The organism is Corynebacterium sp. HMSC08D02, from assembly GCF_001807505.1.
GTDB lineage: Bacteria > Actinomycetota > Actinomycetes > Mycobacteriales > Mycobacteriaceae > Corynebacterium > Corynebacterium pseudogenitalium.
Genome location: NZ_KV789253.1, coordinates 36,080 through 51,383, shown reverse-complemented (window position 1 = coordinate 51,383; position 15,304 = coordinate 36,080). Strand labels below are relative to the sequence as shown.

Below are 15,304 nucleotides of genomic sequence, written 5' to 3'. Positions count from 1 at the left end.
ATGTCAGTCCTTTACAAGCAAGTGCGGTGGCTTTTCCAGCTATCAGGGTTTTTACCTTATCAGGCGTTCGGCGGTGAACTGCCAGAGGTTGTAGCCGATGGCGGCGTCGCGTCGGACGGTGTCGCCCGCGTTGACTTCTTGGTGTCCGATGAGGCCGTTGTCGACGAGGGCGCCGGTCGGGACGGTTGGACCTTCGACGAGGCGTCCGCTCCAGCCGGCGTCGCGTAGCGCTTTGTCGGCGTCGGCAGGTTTCATGCGGGTGATGTTCGGCATGACCATGAGCATGCCGTTGGAGACGCGCACTTCGACGGTGGTGCCCTTGGCTAACTCGGTGTTTTCGCCGGCGACTGCGATGACTTCGCCGTCTGGGCGTTCGGAGTCGACCTTGTTCACGGTGACTTGGAGCCCCATGGAGCCGAGGGTGGCGGACGCTTGGTTGACGTTGACGCCGGACAGCGACGGTACCTGGACCATTTCGGGGCCGTCGGACACCGTGACGGTCACCTTGGATCCCTTGGAGATCTGGGTGCCGGCTGCGGGGTGCTGGCTGATGATCTCGCCCTTCGGCACGTCTTCGCTGGCTTCTCGACGCAGCTCCGCATTCAGTTCCAGGTCGGCATCTTCGAGGACCTTTGCGGCTTCTTGGGCGTCCATGTTGGTGACGTCGGGGACGTCGGTAAGCTCGCGCCCCGAGGAGACGTTGACGGTGACGAGTGTGCCGCGCTGGAGTTCGGACCCGGCGATCGGGTTGGTGTCGATGACGTTGCCGCGCTTGATGTCGGGGCTGGGCTCGTCGGAGACGGCGACCTGGAAGCCGAGGTTTTCGAGTTCGGCGACGGCTTCCGCGCGCGGTTTGTCGGCGAGGTCCGGGATGATCACCATCTGGGAGGTCTTGTTGGTTTCTTCGTTGTTGGGGGAGAAGTAGGAGTAGGCGAGCCAGCCGGAGGCGCCGATGATGGCGGCGCCGAGCCCGATGGCGAGCCATTTCATCCAGGTTGGGGTGGTGGTTTCGTGTTCGCGGCGGTGTGCTGCGTAGCGCCCGGCCGCCCCGGCACCAGCGCCAGCACCGACCGCACCGGCGGCTGCCTTCTCCGGCAGTTGCCCGACGGGCCGCTCGGGGCGTGGCGCGCGGCGTGGCGCATTGCCCTGGACGGTCTCGGAGACCATGGTCTCGGAGACCATGGTGGCATCATCCGTAGGGTCGGCGTGGTCGCCGCCGGGGGAGGCGAGGTGGCTGCGGGCGGCGTTGGTCACTGCGCCGCGCTTGAGGAGCGCCAGGTCTTCGCCCATTTCGGTGGCGGTTTGGTAGCGGTCCGCCGGGTGTTTCGCCATGGCGGTGAGGATGACGCTGTCCAGGTTGACGGCCTCGTTGGGGGTCAGTTCGCGGTCAGCGGGGACGCGTTCGCTCGGCGGGATGGGGTCTTCTTGGACGTGCTGGTAGGCCACGGCGAAGGGCGATTCGCCTTCGAATGGCGGCTTGCCGGTGATGGCTTCGTACATGACGCAGCCGAGGGCATAGATGTCGGAGCGGGCGTCGGCAGCTTTGCCGCGGGCCTGCTCGGGGGAGAGGTATTGCGCGGTGCCGATGACGGCGGAGGTTTGCGTCATGGCCGAGGTGGAGTCATCCAGCGCGCGGGCGATGCCGAAGTCCATCACTTTCACCTCGCCGGTGTTGGTGATCATGATGTTGGCTGGTTTGATGTCGCGGTGGATGATGCCGGCGTCGTGGCTGGCTTGGAGCGCGTGGGTGACGGGCAGCAGGAACGCGGCGGCCTTCTGGGGGCTTAAGGGGCCGTCGGCGCGCACGAGGTCGCGGAGGTTTTGCCCGGTGACGCGTTCCATGACGATGAAGGGGACGTCGACACCTGAGACTTCTTCGGTGCCGGTGTCGTAGACGGCGACGATGTTGGTGTGGTTGAGCCGCGCCGAGTTTTGGGCTTCTTTGCGGAAGCGTTCGCGGAAGTTTTCGTCGCGCGCCATGTCGATTTTGAGCATTTTGACGGCGACGTCGCGGCCAAGCACGGTGTCGGTGGCTGCGTAGACGTCGCTCATGCCCCCGGTGCCGATGACGGCGCCGAGTTCGTAGCGGTTGGCGATCGTTGTCATTTACGCATTTCCTCCGAGGATGTTTGGCAGATTTTGCAAGTCTAGTTCACCGTTGCCGATTTCCCCACCGCCCGGCTGGGGGTTGGGGGCCTGCGTCGTGGGCGCCTCAGTATGTATCGACGTCCCCTCCGTCGGCTGTTGCTCCGGCGCGGATGGCCGACTGTGGGTCGGCTGTGTTGGCTGGGTCGGCGTTTCGTCCTCGATGGTGAGCGTAGCTGGGGCGCTGCTGCGCGTGCTGTGCCTGCTGTGCTCAGTGGGGGTGTCGGGCGCGTGCGTGGTCGGCTCTTCGACGGGTTCTTCGTAGGTCGGTTCGGTTTCCACGGTGGTGGTTTGGGTGACCACGCTTTGGCGTGGGGCGGTGCTGCTCGGGGTGCTGCCGCCGAGGGTGCCGTTGTTGAATGCCCAGGCCACGCCGCCGATGACGGCGAGGGTGATCACGCCGAGCACGATGCCGACCCAGTAGACGGCGGTGCTGCGCCGCTTCCCAGGAGCAGCAACGTCAGCGGGCGCCGGGCGCACAGGCATCGCTGCACGCGCCGGGGCCTGCGGTGGCACGGACGGGCGGCGCCGCGGCGCGGCGGGCCGGGCCGTGGTCGGCCGGGACATGTCGGCGAGCATCTGGGTGGACGCGGTCGGGGAGGGCTCGATGGCGATGACGGCCGTGTCGCCGCCGGGCTGCGTCGGGCGCATCCCCTGGCGGACCTGTTCGACGGCCAGCTGCATCTCGTTGCCGTCCCGGAAGCGCTGGGTTGGCGTTTTGCGCAGGGCGATCTCGATGAGTTCGCGCGCCGGGGCGCTCACGCTAATCGGCAGCGCAGGTGGTTCGGCGGAGACGTGCGCCAGCGCCACGGAGACCGAGGAGTCCCCGGTGAACGGGCGTTTCCCGGCGAGCATCTCGTAGCCGACGACGCCGAGCGAGTACACGTCGGACGCCGCCGTGACCTTCTTGCCTTGGGCCTGCTCGGGGGAGACGTACTGGGCGGTGCCCACGACCATCCCGGTGCGCGTCAGCGGCACGGCCGCCGCCGCTTTCGCGATGCCGAAGTCCGTAATCTTGATCTGCCCGTTCTGGGTGATCATGAGGTTGCCGGGCTTGATGTCGCGGTGTACCAGCCCCATGCGGTGGATCACGGCGAGGCCGTGCGCGGCCTGTTCCAGCACGTCAAGGGCCATGTCTTCCTTGAGTTGGCCTTCGCGCGCGATGAGGTCGGCGAGGGATTCGCCGCGGATGTATTCCATGGCGATGAAGCACATGGGGAACCCGCCGTCGGTTTTTACCTCGCGGTAGTCATACGTGGCGACCACGTTGGGGGAGTTGATCCCCTCCGCCGAGTTGGCCTCGTTGCGGAAACGGGTGAGGAACTCCTGGTTCGCGGTGAATTCCGGCCGCAGCACTTTGAGGGCTACTTCGCGTTCGTGGCGGACGTCGTCGGCAAGCCAGACGGTGGACATGCCGCCGTGCCCGATGATCCATTGCAGCTGGTAGTCGGGCCCGATGAGCTTCTGGAGTTCGTCTTTGTTTTCGTAGTTCATCGCGCGTTGGTTCCTTCCTCATCAGCTGGCGCTGCGGGTGCCGCGTAGAGCACCGCGCGCCCGAGTGGTGCGGAGACTTGCCCGCCGGTCGCCCCGGTGCCCAGGCCGCCACCATTCTTGACGACGACCCCCACCGCCACATCCTTCACCGGGTCAAAGGCGACGTACCAGGTGTGCGGCGCTGCGCCTTCGGCGTGCTCGGCGGTGCCGGTCTTGGAGGCGAAGCCGTTGCCGTCGTAGCCCCAGGTGTCGCGCTCGGAGCCGAACATGAGGTCTTTGATGGTGTTTGCTTCCTCGGGCGTGATGGAGTCCGAAAGCATGTGGGGTTTGGCAGTTTCGATTTCGCGCAGGTCGGGGCTGAGTACGCGGTTGACCACGTACGGCGCCATGCGGCGGCCCTCGTTGGCGACGGTGCCCGCCATGACGGCGGCCTGCAGCGCGGTCATGGTGACGTCGCGCTGCCCGATCGCGGACTGCCCAAGTTCGGCGTCGCCGGGCAGGTCGCCGAGCGAGCCGGCCGCGTTGGGCATGCCGAGGTCGTACTGCTCGCCGATGCCGAATCCGTGGGCGGCCTCACGTAGCGCGTCGGCGCCGACGGCCATACCCATCTGCACGAACGCCGTGTTGCAGGACAGTGCGAACGCGGTGCGCAGCGGCACCTGGCCGCCGCCGGCGCAGGCCTGGCCCGCGTAGTTGGTCAGGGGCACGGTCGTGCCCGGCAGGGTGATGGACGGCGCGCCCGTCAGCGGGGAATCCGGCGTGTAGCCGTTGCGCAGCCCGGCGACGGTGGTGACGATCTTGAAGATCGACCCCGGCGGCAGCTGGTCCTGCGTCGCGTGGTTGAGCAGCGGCTTGCCGGGGTTGTTGTTCACCTCGGCCCAGGCGCCCTCGGCGGTGTCAGGGTTGGAGATCGCGTTCGGGTCGTACGAGGGCGTCGACGCCATCGCCAGCACCTGGCCGGTCGACGGGCGTAGCGCCACGATCGCGCCCTCGTAGTTGCGGTTTGAAAGCTGCTCGTAGGCCAGGGCCTGCAGGTGCGGGTCGATGCTCAACTCAACCGAGTTGCCCACCACGTCCTGCTCCAGGCCGGTGCGCAGGAAGCGGGAGGACTTGCCGGAGCCCGCCCCGGTCAGTTGCCCGTTGTAGCCGGCCTCGATCTGGGAGGTGCCGTACTGGTCTGACACGTAGCCGAGCACCGGCGCAAAGGACCACGGCATGTTCGGGTACGTGCGCTGGTAGGAGCCGTCCTCGAGCGGGTGGGACTCCGCCAGCACCTGCCCGCCGGCGCTGATCTGGCCGCGGTTGATCTGGCGCAGCTCCACCACGGTGCGCGAGTTCAGTGGGCTCTGCGCGTACTTCTCCTCGCGGAAGCCCTGCACCACGGTGAAGTTCACCAGCAGCGCCACAATCAGCAGCAGGGCAATGCCCGCGCCTAAGCGAATAGACTTGTTCATCGTGCGCTCACCGCCTCCGGTGCCTGGGCACCCATCGCCGAAGCATCAAACTCCGCTGGCTTGTTCGCCGCGTTCGAGATCCGCAGCAGCAGCGCCAGCAGTACGTAGTTCGCCATGATCGACGAGCCACCAGCGGACATAAACGGCGTGGTCAGGCCCGTCATGGGCAGCATCGCGGAGATCCCTCCGGCGACCACGAAGATTTGGATAGCGATGGTCGTCGCTAAGCCTGCGGCCAACAACTTGCCGAACGTGTCACTGACCTGCAGCGCCGCCGAGTAGCCGCGGGTAATGAAGATGGCGAACAGGCACAGCACGCTGGCCACGCCCACGAGCCCGAGCTCCTCACCAATCGCCGCCAGGATGTAGTCCGAGTGCGCCACCGGCACCATCTCCGGGTGGCCGTAGCCCAACCCGGTGCCGGTCAGCCCACCCCAGGACAGGCCGAACAGCGCCTGCGACGGCTGGTAGCCCGTGGTGTCAAAGTTGGCCAGCGGGTCCATGAAGTTGGCGACGCGGTCCTGGATCTTCTCACTGACCTGGTACACCGTGTACCCGCCAACAGCCACCAGGCCTGCACCGATGACCAGCCATGACGTACGCCCCGTGGCGAAGTACACCATGCCCAGCACCGTGGCGAAGAGGAGGAGGGCCGGGCCGAAGTCGTTCGACACCGCCATGATCGCAATCGCGATCGCCCACACCGCCAAAATCGGCGCCAGGTCGCGCAGGCGCGGGAAGCTCATCCCCAGCAGCGTCTTGCCCGCCACCGTAAACAGGGCGCGCTTCTGTGCCAACAGCTGTGCGAAGAACACCAGCAGCAGGATCTTCGAGAACTCACCCGGCTGGATCGAGAACGGTCCCAGCCAGATCCAGATCCGCGCATCCGCGAACCCAGGCGGCTGCGGCCACACCAGCGGCAACGCCAATAGCACCAGGCCAAGCAGGCCCAGCAGGTAGGAGTAGCGGGCCAGCGCCTTATGGTCGCGCACGATCACAAGCGTGCACACCATCAGCACTACACCAGCCAGCGACCACATCACCTGACGCTCTGCGAGCGGCGCATACCCCGCCCGTTCCGCCAGGTCCAGGCGGTAAATCACCACCAGGCCAATCGCGTTGAGCAGGGAGACCAGCGGCAGCAGCAGCTGGTCCGCGTGCGGCGCCGCCAGCGAAATCGCCACGTGGGCAATCGCGTACACGCCCACGAACCCGCCGACCAGGTAGAACATCTCCGTCGACATTGTGCGGCCCTGGCTCAGCTCCAGGCCAAACAGCATCAGCAGCAGCAACCCCGCCGAGCACAGCAGCAGGAACAGCTCCTTCGCACGCCGAAACACACGAGACATCGCTACTTCACCTCCCGGCACGCGCCCTGCGGGGCGTCCTTCGCCGCATCATTATCGACGCACACCGGCAACGCCTCACCAGCCAACCGGTTCAGAATCCCCAGCACATCGTCATACGTGCCGCCCTTGAAGTTCTCCACCGTGTTCAGCTGGCTCTCCGGCAGGTCATTGATACCGAAGATCACGCAGTCCTGCGGCACCGAGTTCGACGACACAATCTGCAACTTGTTCTGCTCATTAATGCACGCCCGCTGAATCACCTCGCGGCGCGGCTCCGAAAACAACGACGTCCCGACGGCCCGCTCAATCGCGAAGTGGCCGTCGTTGCCGTCGGTGCCTAAAAAATAGCGGTCGTTGAGCCTATCGTTCGTCCACAACACCGCCGCCAGCGACAACATCAGCACAATCACCAACGCGGAGAGCACCCACGGCCAAATATTCACCTTGCGTCGAAACCGCTGGTCATCCTCCTCGTCCGCCGACGCGTCACTCGCGCCGGGCTGCGACCCATCACGGCGGCCCTCACGATTGTGGTTCGGCGGAATCGTCTCCGACTTGCGCATCAACGCCGCCGCACGAGACGCCGAAGAGTCCGGGTGCGTCGACTCGAACTCCGGCGCCAACGCGCCCGCCAGCGCGGGGGACGTCGGCAAGTCGGGGTGCTCCTCGCCGTCTTTGACCTCCACAACATCAGCGATGACCACCGTGATGTTGTCCGGCCCACCCGAACGCAGCGCCAACTCAATCAGCCGCTGCGCCGCCACCGACGGGGTGCCCTGACCAAGCGCCTCCCCAATCGTCGACGCCGTCACCGGATCCGACAAACCATCCGAGCACAACAACACACGATCCCCCGCGCGAACCTCCACCATCTCCAGGTGCGGCTCCACCGGGTTGCCCGTGTACGCCTTCAAAATCAACGACTTCTGCGGGTGACTCGACACGTCCTCCGGGTCCAGCTTCCCCTCGTTGACCAGGGACTGCACGAACGTATCGTCCTCGGTGATCTGGCGAAGCTGACCGTCGCGAAGCAAATACCCGCGGGAATCGCCCACGTGAATGAGGCCGAACTCCGCGCCGTTGAACATCAACGCCGTCAGCGTCGTGCCCATGCCCTCCTGCTCCGGGTGCTGCGCCACCGAACGCTCAATCGTCGCGTTCGCATCATCCGCAGCCGCCCCGAGCAGCGCCAACATGTCGGCGTCCCCCGGGTCCCGGTCGAGGTGCTCCATGTGGCTGACCATCAACTGCGAGGCAACCTCGCCCGCCGCGTGGCCACCCATCCCGTCCGCAAGCAGCAGCAGGTGCGGGCCCGCGTAGGCGGAGTCCTCATTGTTTCCACGCACCAGACCCTTGTCCGATGCCGCCACATAATTCAACCGCAGCGTCATGGCATCAACCTCACAATCGTGCGCCCCATCTTGATATTCGTCCCCACCGACACCCGCTCCGGCTGGTCAATGCGCATGCCCTGCACAAAGGTGCCGTTGCGGGAGTCCAGGTCCTCAACGAACCAGTCGCTGCCGCGGCGGAACAGCCGCGCGTGCCGCGAGGACGCAAAGTCGTCCCCAAGCTGGAAATCATTGTCCGGCGAGCGGCCCAGCGTCACATGCTCCACACTCGCAATCTCCATGTGGGAGCCCTGCAGCGGCCCCTCAACGACCGCAATCTGCCGGACTTTCTCACGCGACTGCAGCGGTTTCCCCGCCTGCTTCACTTGTCGACGCCCAGCTCCACCCACCTCACGCACATTCTTCCGCTGCACCCACAACACCAGCAGAATGAACAGCCAGAGCAGTGCGAGCAGGCCAAAGCGTGCGCTCAGGATCACCGCGGAATCCAACAAAGGAGCTCCTTCAGGTCAGGGCTTGTTAGGCCTGGAAAAATTCTGTCTGCGGGTGCGACGCCGCATCCGTGTAGCGCGGCGCGCCCTCCTCCGGGTCCGGCGTCGCCGGGGTCGATGCCCTCGGCTCCACGATGCGCACCTCAATGTGGGAGTGCCCGAGGGTGATCACGTCGCCGTCGGCAAGCATCCAGTTCTCCACCGGCTCATCATTGACCGTCGTGCCGTTCGTCGACTGCAAATCGACCAACACCGCAACCTGGCCATCCCACGTAATCTCCGCATGCTGCCTCGACACACCCGTGTCCGGCAGGCGGAAATCCGCATCATTCGAACGGCCCAAAATATTCGAGCCCTCATGCACCAAGTAAGTGCGCGACGACCCGTCCTGCAACAGCAGGCTCACAGTCGCTTCGCCGCCCTCAACCGGCGTCATCGTATTTGGCTCATGCATGTGATCCTCCTGATCCCGGTTTGCCGCATGACGGTGCCTACCACCCTTCGACCGCTTCGTAGGCTCCGCCACAATGGCATCAAACCCACTCGCGACCTCCGGCTGCGGATCAATATAAGAACTGACCCGCAACTGGCCCGTACGCAGCCCTGACTCCTCCGCGATCCGCACAACCGCCGGCCCATCAAAGAACCAGCCCTGATTGCGCACATACCGCGTCAGTTGTTCCGCGAGGTGCACCGGCAGGTCACGCTCCTGCGACAAGTTCTCCAAATCTTTCGAAGAAACACCCACCGCGAACACATTCGGCACCACAAACTCATCATGGTCAGTCACCACAACAGAGTCCTGCGCCTCCTGCTTCAACAGCTCCTCGATCTCAGCCGGAACCACCTTGCCGCCAAACAGCGCCGCCATCGAATTATCCAGGCCACGCTGCAACGAACTGTCCAGCTTTGCCAATCGATCCATGACTCCCATCCGCATGCACCTCCTTTCTTTAACCCCGTTAGTATAGGTGCGCATTCCGACACAACCTAGCGTGAAACACCTTTACGCCCCATGACATGCGGATTTGGCACTTCTCTATGTAAGGGTGTTATATTGTTCCAGTGCCCGCCCGGGTGGCGGAATTGGCAGACGCGCTGGCTTCAGGTGCCAGTGTTCGCAAGAACGTGGGGGTTCAAGTCCCCCCCCGGGCACAAACGGACCGGCTCTCCTTCGGGAGGGCCGGTTCTTTTTGCGTTTGGGTTCTTGCAAAGGGATGCGAGTGCCAAAAGACGCAACCCGATTTGGTCCGGCCATTTAAAGTGCCAGTTCAGAAAAGTGCTAGATGTTAAACGATGTCAGATTTGGCACTCCTGCGAGTTTCCTGTGCACCACAATCCCCGTTTTCGAGCAACCTGAGCGGCGTTTCCCCAGGTCGCGAAAATGCAAACCCGGAATCTGGTGCAAAGTTCCTCACAGGCGCCAGCTACACTCGCTATCCTCGAAAATCATGAGAGTTGGCATTATCGGTGCTGGTATTTCGGGTCTCGCGCTGGGTGCGGCCCTGCATCGTGGTGGGGTGGACGTGCAGTTGTATGAGCGCCACGGACACATCCGCGGTACGGGTGCAGGGATCACGTTGGCCGAAAACGGACTTACGGCACTTGATGCGTTAGGGATTGGGGCTGCGTTCCGTCATCGCCAGTGGGGGCAGACCCTTGTGCGGGGTGGGATTCGGTGCCCGGAGGGGGAGTGGTTGTCGTGTATTCCAGCGGATGGGCTCGGCATTGATCGCGCGGAGCTCCACACGCTGCTGCTCAAGCACCTGCCCGAAACGCTCGTCCACACGTCCGCCGAGGCCGTGGACGTTGAGGCGCAGACCGGAACGGTCACTTTCGCCGATGGCAAAGTCGAGCGTTTCGACGTCGTGGTCGGCGCGGATGGGATCCGCAGCGCGGTTCGGCGTAGTTGCTTCTATGATCCTGGTATCGCCTACGCGGGCTACAACGCCTGGCGCGGCGTCAGCGATGGCCCGCTTTACGACGCCGTCTTCGAGACCTGGGGCGAGCGCGCTCGCTTCGGCGCCGTCCCACTTCACGACGGCCGCGTCTATTGGTTCGCCGTTCTTTCCGGGGCAGAGGCCACACCGGGCGAGGCTCGCCTTGACCTGCTCAAAAGCACCTTTGCCTCCTGGCATGACCCCATCCCGGACCTGCTGCGCGCAACACCTGACGAGTCGATCCAGCTTTTGCCGATCCAAGAGTTGGCGTCACCGCTACCCACTTATTGCAACGGCAAAGTGGTGCTCGTCGGGGATGCGGCACACGCCATGACTCCGAATCTTGGGCAGGGGGCGTGCCAGGGACTTGAGGACGTCGCTGTCCTTTCCGCTCTCCTTCTCAACGGCACCCAGGACATTCGCACCTACGATGAGTACCGCCTTCGGAGGAGCCAAACGATTGCGCGTCAGTCCCGGCTCGTTGGGCGGGTTATTCACGCCGGAGGAAGGAAGGTGGCGTCGATACGTAATTGGGTGCTTGGGCGCGTGCCGGATTCGGTGAGTCAGCGCCAGGTGCAGTCGGTGACTGCATGGCAGATGCCGGCGCTATAGAAATATGGGGCCGCCCGCCTATATGAGCAGCGCGCACCTAGTAAGGTGAGCTGCAGTATTGTTGCATATCCCTGAAGGAAGCCCCTCATGACGAACCCGTACCAGCCCGACGACACCCACCCTGGCACCAACGAGTGGGCGACCCAGCAGCAACAGCAGTACCAGCAGCCGTACTACCAGCAGCCATATCAGCCGCAGCCGCCGTACCAGCCGCAGCAGAAGAGCAACACCGGCCTGGTGGTTGCGTTGTCGGTGTTGGGGACGCTGGTGTTGTTGGCGCTGGCTGGCGCGGTGGCGTTTTTGTTCGTGCGTTCCGACGGGACGAAGGACGAGCAGCAGGATCCGGTGATTGTGACAGAGATTGAGACGGTCGCGCCGGAAGCCGGCAACAACGGCAGCAACGGCAACCAGGGCAACAAGCCTAATGTGAACCGGCGTGAGCCGATGGGGTCGAGTGCGGGGTTCTCGAACGCGACGGCGGAGACCGGGAATACGTCGTCGGAGTTCGCGGGCAATGTGTTGGCTGTGTTTAATGAGCGGGCTGCGGCCACTGGTGAGTTCCCGGGGTCGTTGAGTGTGTATAGCCCGGTGACGGGGCAGACGTACACGATGTCGTGCTGGCCGGCGGGTGGGGGAGCCCGGTGCCAGGGCGGTAATAATGCGTCGGTGTATTTGTACTAATGGCGTTGTATCCTCGCCCGTTGTCGGTGGGCGATCATGTGCGTGTGGTGGCTCCGGCGCGTTCGTTGGCGTATGTGGAGCAGGGCCCGGCGGGTCGTTTTGTGGCTGAGTTGGCCACGCGGCGTTTGGAGCAGCTTGGCTTGTCGGTGAGTTTTGGGGCGAATGTGCGGGTGTCGGACATGTTTTGGTCAGCGCCGGGCAAGTTGCGGGCTGAGGATCTTATCGACGCCTACTCCGACCCATCCGTCGACGGCATCATGAGCGTGATTGGCGGCTTTACCAGTAACGAGATTCTGCCTCACCTGGATTTTGATGTGATTGCGGAGCACCCGAAGTTCCTGTGTGGGAATTCGGATGTGTCGGCGTTGGCGAATGCGGTGTATGCGAAGACGGGCCAGGTGGTGTACGTGGGCCCGCATTGGTCGACGTTGGGGATGCGCGATTTCGGTGAGGTGACCCGTGACGCGTTTGTGCAGGCGGCGTTTACTGATGGGCCGATCGTGTGGGAGCCGGGGGACTGGTTCACGGACGATGACTGGTTTATTAACCAGGACGGTCGTGTGCAGGAGCCGGATGATGGCTGGTGGGTGATCCAGGAGGGCCGCGCGGAGGGGATTGCGCTTGGGTCGAATTTGGGCACGTTGGGGTTGTTGTCGGGCACGGAGTTTATGCCGTCGCTGAATGATGCGGTGTTGTTTGCGGAGGTGACGGGGAAGTACACCGTGATGGATTTCCGGCGTGAGCTGGTGTCGTTGTTGCAGGCCCCGGATGGTCACGGGATTGAGGGCTTGGTGATTGGGCGTTTCCAGACCGCGAGCCGTGTCACGAGGGTGATGGTGGAGGAGATGGTGGCGTCGATACCTGAGTTGAGGGGGAAGCCGGTGGTGGCGAACGCATCGTTTGGGCACACGAACCCCTTGCTGACGTTCCCGGTCGGCGGGCGTGTGGATGTTTCGGTGGAGGGGGCAGAGGCGTCGATTAGCTTTCCTCGGGTGTAGCTTGTTGCTATGACTGATTCGACGCCAAGCCAGCGCTGGACCTTCTTTGCAGTGATTTCGCTCGGTCTGCTGATGATCGGGCTGGACAATTCGATCCTGTATACGGCGATGCCGGAGCTCAACGAGCAGCTGCACACCACCCCGACCCAGGGCTTGTGGATTATTAACGCCTACCCGCTAGTGCTGGCGGGGCTGCTGCTGGGCACGGGCACGCTGGGGGACAAGCTGGGCCACCGCCTGATGTTCATCGTTGGGCTGGTGGTGTTCGGGGTGGCGTCGCTGGCGGCGGCGTTCGCGCCGTCGGCGTGGCTGCTCGTGGGTGCGCGCGGGCTGCTCGGCATGGGTGCCGCGGTGATGATGCCTGCGACGCTCGCGCTGATCCGCCTCACGTTCCCGGACGAGCGGGAGCGCAACACGGCGATCGGTATTTGGGGGTCGGTGGCCGTGGTGGGTGCGGCGCTGGGCCCGCTGGTCGGCGGCGCGCTGCTGGAGGCGTTCTGGTGGGGCTCCGTCTTCCTCATTAACGTGCCGATCGTGCTCATCGCCCTGGCCCTGACGTTCTGGCTGGCCCCGGAGAACATGCCGAACCCGGCGAAGCACTGGGACCTTATCTCCTCGGTGTACGCACTGTTCGCGCTGTCGGGCCTGACCATGGCTATCAAAGAATTGGTGAACCCAAACTCCGGCTGGTCCCTGTTCGTGGTGGCGGTGGTGCTGTGCGTCGTCGGCGCGGTGTTGTTCGTGCGCCGCCAGGGGAAGCTGGCGGACCCGCTGCTCACCTTCGACATTTTCAAGTCCCGCATGTTCACCGGCGGCGTCGTCGCAGCAGCCGGCGGCATGTTCTTCATGGCCGGCGCCGAGCTGATGACCACGCAGAAGCTCCAGCTTGTCGACGGCTTCTCCCCCCTCCACGCCGGCGCCACCATCATCGCGATGGCGGCGGCCGCGATCCCGGCGTCGACACTTGGTGGCGCCTACCTGCACAAGATTGGCTTCCTGCCTCTGATCGGCGGCGGCTTTTTGGGCGCTGCTGCGGGTGCCGCGGCCCTGATCTGGGGTTCGGACGTCGGCAGCCTCGGCATCGAGATCGCGGCGCTGGCCGTGATGGGCTTCTCGGCGGGCTCGGTGATGAGCGTGTCCTCCATCGCGATTATCGGCGCCGCGCCCCTGCACCGTTCCGGTATGGCGGCGGGCGTCGAGGAGGTCTCCTACGAGTTCGGCACCCTGGTCACCGTCGCGCTGACCGGCTCGTTGCTGCCGATGTGGATGGTGCGTAACCTCCCCGCCGAGCTGCAGCCCATCGGCATGGACGCAATTTACGACGCCTCCACCAACGCACTTGCCGCCCCCGCCTACGCCGGGGCGTACCACAATGTGCTTGTGATGATCGCCTGCTCGGCCCTGGTCTTTGGTGCGGTGACCTGGTGGTGCTTCCGCGATAACCCGAAGTCCGGCGACGCGAAGGTGGCGGCGTAAATGAGCGCACGCAGCTGGCACCGGAAGGCGTCCAAGCCGGTGAGCATCTGGATGTGGGTGTTCATCTTGATCGGGCTCACCCACACGCTGTTCCCCGAACCGGCGTGGCTGCTGATTCACATTTTCACGCTCGGAATCGTGGCGAACTCGATCGTGCTGTGGAGCGTGAACCTGACCGAGCGTTTCCTGCAGCAGCGCCTTCCCGAGGAGGCGCGCCCGGCCCAATTGCGGCGCACCTGGGTCCTCAACGCCGGCGTCGTGTTGGTGCTGGTGGGCCAGGTCCTGGCCAGCTGGTGGGAACAGCACTGGCTGGTCACCTGGGCCGGCGGGTTGCTGGTCGCAGGTGCGGTGCTGTGGCACGCGGTGGTACTCGCCCGGTTGGTGCGTGACGCCGGCCCGGAGAAGCGGCACCGGCCCGCCGCGGTTGGGTACGTGGCGTCGGCTGCCTGCCTGCTCGTCGGGGTGTGCTTCGGTGCGTCGCTGTCGATGGGCCTGCCCGGCACCTGGCAGGAGCAGATCCGCCAGGCGCACCTGTTCACCAACGTCGGGGGCTTTGTGGGCCTGGCCGCGATGTCGAGCCTGAGCGTGCTGTTCCCAACGATGTGGCGGATCAACGGCATGCGCGACCGAACCCGCGCAGCCATTTGGGGCGCGGTGGCCGGGATTGCGTGCGCGGTTACCGGCGCGCTGCTGGGGATTCCGCAGGTAGTCGCGGTTGGCGCGTTCGTCTACGTCGGCGCTTGGCTGTGGCTCTTCCAGGGCTTCGTGGTCAACGTGATCGACGTCTTGCGCGACCCACGCGACCGCATCACCTACCCGGGCCTGTCCGTCTTCGTAGCGATGTTCTGGCTGATCGGCGCGATGCTCTGGTACGCCGTGGGCCTGGTGCGGACCGTCCCGGAGATCCCCACGCTGGCCCTCCTGCTCGGCTTCGTAGCGCCCCTGCTGATCGGCACCATGAGCTACCTGCTGCCCACCACGATGGGCGGCGGGCCGAAGGCGGTGCGCGCCGGGCTGCTGGAACTGTCCCGGGGCACCTACTTCCGGGTCGTGCTGTACAACCTCGCGCTAACGGTGTGGTTGCTAACGGAGCAGTCCTGGCTGCGGGTGGTGATGAGCCTGCTCGTGTTCGCCGTGCTGGTGGCGTACCTGCCGCTGCTGCGCAGGGCGGTGAAGGCCCAGGTGGCGGTGCTGCGGGGGCAGCGTGAGGCCCCGGTGGCGGGCGCCCACGTGGAGCGCCCCGCTGGGCAGTCCGCCCTGGCGCTGGCGCTGGTGGCGGCGATTGTCGCGTCCTTCGGCGGGATTGCCTGAG

12 protein-coding genes and 1 tRNA gene are annotated in these 15,304 nt (G+C 64.9%); 6 read left to right on the top strand and 7 right to left on the bottom strand.

Translation table 11 applies throughout. The annotated features are described in order from the left end of the window. Positions 1 to 51: 51 nt before the first annotated feature. The 7 genes from pknB to HMPREF3170_RS08210 are packed head-to-tail and all read right to left on the bottom strand — an operon-like array spanning position 52 to position 9,219. Complete coding sequence (gene pknB, locus HMPREF3170_RS08240; RefSeq protein ID WP_070479056.1) at positions 52 to 2,106, bottom strand: Stk1 family PASTA domain-containing Ser/Thr kinase; 2,055 nt, start codon at positions 2,104 to 2,106, stop codon at positions 52 to 54. Continuing rightward, a complete protein-coding gene (locus tag HMPREF3170_RS08235) occupies positions 2,107 to 3,639 on the bottom strand; it encodes a protein kinase domain-containing protein (protein WP_070479055.1) in 1,533 nt (510 codons plus the stop codon). Then, on the bottom strand, positions 3,636 to 5,093 hold the full coding sequence (locus tag HMPREF3170_RS08230) for a penicillin-binding transpeptidase domain-containing protein (RefSeq protein ID WP_070479053.1): 1,458 nt from the start codon (positions 5,091 to 5,093) through the stop codon (positions 3,636 to 3,638). The genes HMPREF3170_RS08235 and HMPREF3170_RS08230 overlap by 4 nt, the downstream gene beginning before the upstream one ends. After that, the gene (locus HMPREF3170_RS08225; RefSeq protein ID WP_070479051.1) at positions 5,090 to 6,442 is read right to left on the bottom strand and encodes an FtsW/RodA/SpoVE family cell cycle protein; all 1,353 of its coding nucleotides are present in this window, start codon (positions 6,440 to 6,442) and stop codon (positions 5,090 to 5,092) included. Before HMPREF3170_RS08225 ends, HMPREF3170_RS08230 begins: the two co-directional genes overlap by 4 nt. 2 nt (positions 6,443 to 6,444) lie before the next feature. Continuing rightward, positions 6,445 to 7,833, bottom strand: a complete 1,389-nt coding sequence (locus HMPREF3170_RS08220; RefSeq protein WP_070479050.1) for a PP2C family protein-serine/threonine phosphatase — start codon at positions 7,831 to 7,833, stop codon at positions 6,445 to 6,447. Then, entirely contained in the window at positions 7,830 to 8,285 is a 456-nt protein-coding gene (locus tag HMPREF3170_RS08215) for an FHA domain-containing protein FhaB/FipA (protein ID WP_070363634.1), read from the bottom strand. The genes HMPREF3170_RS08220 and HMPREF3170_RS08215 overlap by 4 nt, the downstream gene beginning before the upstream one ends. A gap of 28 nt (positions 8,286 to 8,313) precedes the next feature. Continuing rightward, positions 8,314 to 9,219, bottom strand: a complete 906-nt coding sequence (locus HMPREF3170_RS08210) for a DUF3662 and FHA domain-containing protein (RefSeq protein WP_070479048.1) — start codon at positions 9,217 to 9,219, stop codon at positions 8,314 to 8,316. Positions 9,220 to 9,356: 137 nt separating this feature from the next. Here HMPREF3170_RS08210 and HMPREF3170_RS08205 point away from each other — a divergent pair. From HMPREF3170_RS08205 to HMPREF3170_RS08180, 6 genes are all read left to right on the top strand, one after another. Next, a tRNA-Leu gene (locus HMPREF3170_RS08205) sits at positions 9,357 to 9,440 on the top strand. Positions 9,441 to 9,736: 296 nt separating this feature from the next. Next, positions 9,737 to 10,837, top strand: coding sequence for an FAD-dependent monooxygenase (locus tag HMPREF3170_RS08200; protein ID WP_070479046.1), 1,101 nt, complete (start codon positions 9,737 to 9,739; stop codon positions 10,835 to 10,837). Between the two features lie 87 nt (positions 10,838 to 10,924). Continuing rightward, positions 10,925 to 11,518, top strand: coding sequence for a hypothetical protein (locus HMPREF3170_RS08195; RefSeq protein ID WP_070479044.1), 594 nt, complete (start codon positions 10,925 to 10,927; stop codon positions 11,516 to 11,518). Continuing rightward, complete coding sequence (locus HMPREF3170_RS08190; RefSeq protein WP_070479042.1) at positions 11,518 to 12,516, top strand: S66 family peptidase; 999 nt, start codon at positions 11,518 to 11,520, stop codon at positions 12,514 to 12,516. The genes HMPREF3170_RS08195 and HMPREF3170_RS08190 overlap by 1 nt, the downstream gene beginning before the upstream one ends. Positions 12,517 to 12,525: 9 nt before the next feature. Continuing rightward, positions 12,526 to 13,992, top strand: a complete 1,467-nt coding sequence (locus HMPREF3170_RS08185) for an MFS transporter (RefSeq protein WP_070479040.1) — start codon at positions 12,526 to 12,528, stop codon at positions 13,990 to 13,992. Continuing rightward, positions 13,993 to 15,303: a hypothetical protein gene (locus HMPREF3170_RS08180; RefSeq protein WP_083290938.1), complete on the top strand. Its 1,311-nt coding sequence runs from the start codon at positions 13,993 to 13,995 to the stop codon at positions 15,301 to 15,303. The last annotated feature ends 1 nt before the right edge of the window (position 15,304 follow it).

Excerpts from the sequence above, each read along its gene's own strand:
- HMPREF3170_RS08210 (WP_070479048.1), bottom strand. The coding sequence starts at position 9,219 with ATGGGAGTCATGGATCGATTGGCAAAGCTGGACAGTTCGTTGCAGCGT.
- pknB (WP_070479056.1), bottom strand. The coding sequence starts at position 2,106 with ATGACAACGATCGCCAACCGCTACGAACTCGGCGCCGTCATCGGCACC.
- HMPREF3170_RS08200 (WP_070479046.1), top strand. The coding sequence starts at position 9,737 with ATGAGAGTTGGCATTATCGGTGCTGGTATTTCGGGTCTCGCGCTGGGT.
- HMPREF3170_RS08180 (WP_083290938.1), top strand. The coding sequence starts at position 13,993 with ATGAGCGCACGCAGCTGGCACCGGAAGGCGTCCAAGCCGGTGAGCATC.
- HMPREF3170_RS08220 (WP_070479050.1), bottom strand. The coding sequence starts at position 7,833 with ATGACGCTGCGGTTGAATTATGTGGCGGCATCGGACAAGGGTCTGGTG.
- HMPREF3170_RS08185 (WP_070479040.1), top strand. The coding sequence starts at position 12,526 with ATGACTGATTCGACGCCAAGCCAGCGCTGGACCTTCTTTGCAGTGATT.
- HMPREF3170_RS08190 (WP_070479042.1), top strand. The coding sequence starts at position 11,518 with ATGGCGTTGTATCCTCGCCCGTTGTCGGTGGGCGATCATGTGCGTGTG.
- HMPREF3170_RS08235 (WP_070479055.1), bottom strand. The coding sequence starts at position 3,639 with ATGAACTACGAAAACAAAGACGAACTCCAGAAGCTCATCGGGCCCGAC.
- HMPREF3170_RS08195 (WP_070479044.1), top strand. The coding sequence starts at position 10,925 with ATGACGAACCCGTACCAGCCCGACGACACCCACCCTGGCACCAACGAG.
- HMPREF3170_RS08230 (WP_070479053.1), bottom strand. The coding sequence starts at position 5,093 with ATGAACAAGTCTATTCGCTTAGGCGCGGGCATTGCCCTGCTGCTGATT.
- HMPREF3170_RS08225 (WP_070479051.1), bottom strand. The coding sequence starts at position 6,442 with ATGTCTCGTGTGTTTCGGCGTGCGAAGGAGCTGTTCCTGCTGCTGTGC.